The sequence below is a fragment of the Desulfovibrio sp. genome (assembly GCF_009712225.1).
Classification (GTDB): Bacteria; Desulfobacterota; Desulfovibrionia; order Desulfovibrionales; family Desulfovibrionaceae; genus Desulfovibrio.
In genome coordinates, this window is the sequence record NZ_WASP01000009.1 from 33601 (window position 1) to 36864 (window position 3264).

Genomic DNA, 3264 nt, shown 5'->3' on the forward strand with positions numbered 1-3264 from the left:
CCCCCACCACCCCCGGTCGGCCACGGCGTCGCCGAACTGGCCGCGGATCTCGTCGAGCGAGACCCGGGTGTCCTCGACCACGTCATGCAGCCACGCCGCGGCCACCATGGCATCGTCGCCGCCAGCGTCGGCCACTAAGCGGGCCACGGCCCGCGGATGCTCGACATAGGGCTCGCCGGTGTACTTCCGCACCTGGCCGACGGCCGCGTGTGCTTCGGCGGCGAATGCAGCGGCGCGGGCGATGAGGGTGGGCATCATCCCTCCATTTCCTCTGCGGCGCGGCGCACAGCATAGCTGGCAACATACCCGTCGAGGACGTTCCCGGTGGGACGGATGAGCCGGTATAGGGCCTGCCGCGTCCTGGTGTCCGCCATCTGACCTTTGCGATGGGCGAACAGGAACGACCGAGCCGGCTCGGGGATAGTTTTCAGAGCCAGCCCGACTTCCTTGTCGGTGGCGGCCGACCACTTCGTCGCTTCCGCGTCGATCTCGGCCACGATGCTGTCAAGCTGCCGCTGCAAAAGGGTGCGGATCTGGTCGAAGTCGTCCCAGAACTCCTCCGGCAAGTCGCGCCGCATGGCCAGGTCGCTCCCGGCCTGCATGGCATCCCAGACGGTCAGCGGCGACAGGTTGCTGATCAGCGCATGCAGGCGCCGATATTCATTGCCTTTCAGCTTCAGACGGGTGCCGTCGGCGAAGCGCAGCACGTAACCTTCCTCGCCGACCGGCAGGGTGGCGGTGTGAGCGACCAGTGCCGCCAGCGAAGCGCAGGCGAACACGCGCGCCAGCGGCATGCCGCCGAGGTCGAGAGCCTCCATCTCCCGGCGTGTCCACTCGCGCCCGTCGTCGGCATAGACACCCAGAAGGCGGCATTCGTCCTCCGGATACCGAACCACGATCTTGTTCGACGGCCCGATCAGTTCGGACAGGTAGGTCGGCCCAGGCGCCATCCGCCCGAACGGGAGCTTGGACAAGGCCGCCTTGGCTTGGTCCGAGTTGAACTCGCCCTTGGTCGCCGTCCGCCAATTGTCATTGTGGTGGAAGGCAATGATCAGCGACCCGTCCAACTTCTCGAAAGCCTCGAAGTCGTCGGACGGCGCGGTGCGTCCGCCTTCGCCGAGGTTGTGGAATTTTGGGAACGGCGTGGCGACGATCCGCCGGGCAGCCCGGTCCAGAACGAGACCACGGGCGACGCTCGTGAACTGGTTCCACACCTCGTCGTAAACGGCGCGCGTGGTGTAGCAGAACAGCGAGAGATCGCCATCCCGCCGTTCGTACACCACCCCGTCGGCAATGGCCGCATTCAGCCCGCCGAGCAGGGTGTCGTAGTCCATGAGGTGGGCCGGGTGACGCATAGTGGATTCCCCCTGAGGGCTTAGTTGAACTCGGTGGCCTCGCCCTTGCGGGTGAGGTAGTCGCCGGACACCGACTTGAGGATGACGCGGCCAATGGCATCGTCGCGCCGTTCGGTGACCGGGACGATCACCACGCCCTCGCGGATGTGCGCGCCGGCGCCGACCACGCTCTTGCCGTCCGTGTGCTCGTACATCACGGCTTTCGAGAACGGGCCGCGGTACAGCACTGGCATCCGCTCGATGCCGAGGTCCCGGACGGCAGCAGCAAAGTCGTCGCGGCCGAGGAACGCGCCGTCAACCCAGATGTCGAAAGCGGCGAACGCGCGGTCCTTGCGGCCGTAGGCGAGATCCTGCACACCGGCCCCATAGGTCTCGCCCAGGACATGGACGGTCTTGCCGGGAAACACACGGCGAATAGCGTCGTGCAGATCGACGGCCTTGGCCGCCTGCATGTAGAGGTTCCCGGCATTTGCCTCGTTGTCTTTGAAGACGAGACCCTTGGCGCCCATGCCCTTGGAGTAGACGATGCCGTCGCCGGCGACCATCTCGGGATGCCCGAGGCCAGGCACCACGGCGACGCCGGTGAAGGTGCCGTGGGTCTTCTCGGTCATCTCGACCTCTTCGCCGTCGACGAGGACGTCGGGGAATGCCTTGAAGTTCTCGATGTCGTACTTCAGCGGATGGCCGAAGAGATTGGCGACCTCGCCCGCCATATGTGCGGGGATCGGCGGCTCGTACTTGACCACGCCCAGCGCCTCGGCGACGCAGTCGCCCTCATTGGCGTTCGCGGGCACCTGGTCGTACAGGATGCCCTGGCTCAAGCAGCCGCGCAGCCGGATCGCTTTGATACGGTTCTTGGCGCTGCCCGCCAGCTTGCCGACGAGGCCCAGCGTCTCGATCAGCGGATCGGGCAAAACCGAGGCCTCGGGGAGATAGACGACAACGTCGCCGGCCTTGAACTGCCCCTTCTTGACCACCGAGCGGTAGTCGCCGACCACGGCCAGTTCGATGGCATCGGCATTGGGAATGGGCTCGATACCGCGAACGCGGACCACCGGAACGGAAAAATTCGACATGTCATCTCTCCCCTGTTCTGACCGACCAAGTGCCGAAAAACGTCCTCCGGCACCCCCCTATTCGTCGATGCCATCCTTAATACCGAATCGTGAGGCAATAGTAAACATATATGTCTATGTCGCGATAACCGACGCCGCCGGCAGCATACCTGTACATCGTCCACTCCCCGCATTCCGTTGCAATTGGCGCGCTCCTCAGCGGGAGTGGTGCCATTGTCGTGGTGTACAAAAACCTATGTCAGGGAATGACCGCAACATGAACTGGAAGTCCAGCTTCTTCGAGTCCCTGGCAACTGCCCCCAATTCCAGCAAACAAGACGACGTTGATGCCTTGCTGAAACGGCCAAGGGTGATGATCGAGGTCATCCTTCTGCCGCTGCCGGGGAGGTTTCGTGAAGGACGACTGGGGCGCCACATGCGTGGGCAGGTTGTCGAAAAGGTACGTCATCGCAGGCGAAATCTCCAGTAGGTTGGTTCCTTACCTCCGGTTATCTCACCCGCCGCCGAAGCCACAATTTGGGCTGGAGACCTCACTCCAACGAGGTCTGCCAGGCTCGACCGCCAGCGCCAGAATCCAACGAACAGCAGAACCAAGAGCCTGCGCAGCCAGCTACAGAAACCGGAAAGATCAGACGGCGCCGCCCGATGTAAAGCTGTCGCAAATTGGACGAAGCCGCCGTGTCGAAGCCAATCTTACCGATGGCTGAAATCCATTTTGACTGCCTAAAACGCGCAGAATTGCGCACAATATCCGGACAGTAAACGCGAAAGGGCCTTGTACCAACTTTCGGTGAGTGAGACTCACGGAGGGGATTCCCAAGCCGGCCAGAATA

At 63.4% G+C, this 3264-nt stretch carries 4 protein-coding genes; 1 reads left to right on the forward strand and 3 read right to left on the reverse strand.

The genetic code is table 11. The annotated features are described in order from the left end of the window. The 3 genes from F8N36_RS12350 to F8N36_RS12360 form a co-directional block, all read right to left on the reverse strand. On the reverse strand, nt 1–255 hold a 255-nt coding region (locus tag F8N36_RS12350; protein ID WP_291333125.1), incomplete at its 3' end, for an HD domain-containing protein. Next, nucleotides 255–1334 carry an RNA ligase gene (locus F8N36_RS12355; protein ID WP_291333126.1) on the reverse strand — a complete coding sequence of 360 codons (1080 nt, stop codon included), beginning with the start codon at nt 1332–1334 and terminating at the stop codon, nt 255–257. The genes F8N36_RS12355 and F8N36_RS12350, both read right to left, overlap by 1 nt. 41 nt (nt 1335–1375) lie before the next feature. Beyond that, a complete protein-coding gene (locus tag F8N36_RS12360) occupies nt 1376–2431 on the reverse strand; it encodes an RNA ligase (ATP) (protein WP_291333127.1) in 1056 nt (351 codons plus the stop codon). Nucleotides 2432–2687: 256 nt separating this feature from the next. On the opposite strand from F8N36_RS12360, the gene F8N36_RS12365 reads away from it, so the two are divergent. Then, nucleotides 2688–2900: a hypothetical protein gene (locus tag F8N36_RS12365; protein WP_291333128.1), complete on the forward strand. Its 213-nt coding sequence runs from the start codon at nt 2688–2690 to the stop codon at nt 2898–2900. The last annotated feature ends 364 nt before the right edge of the window (nt 2901–3264 follow it).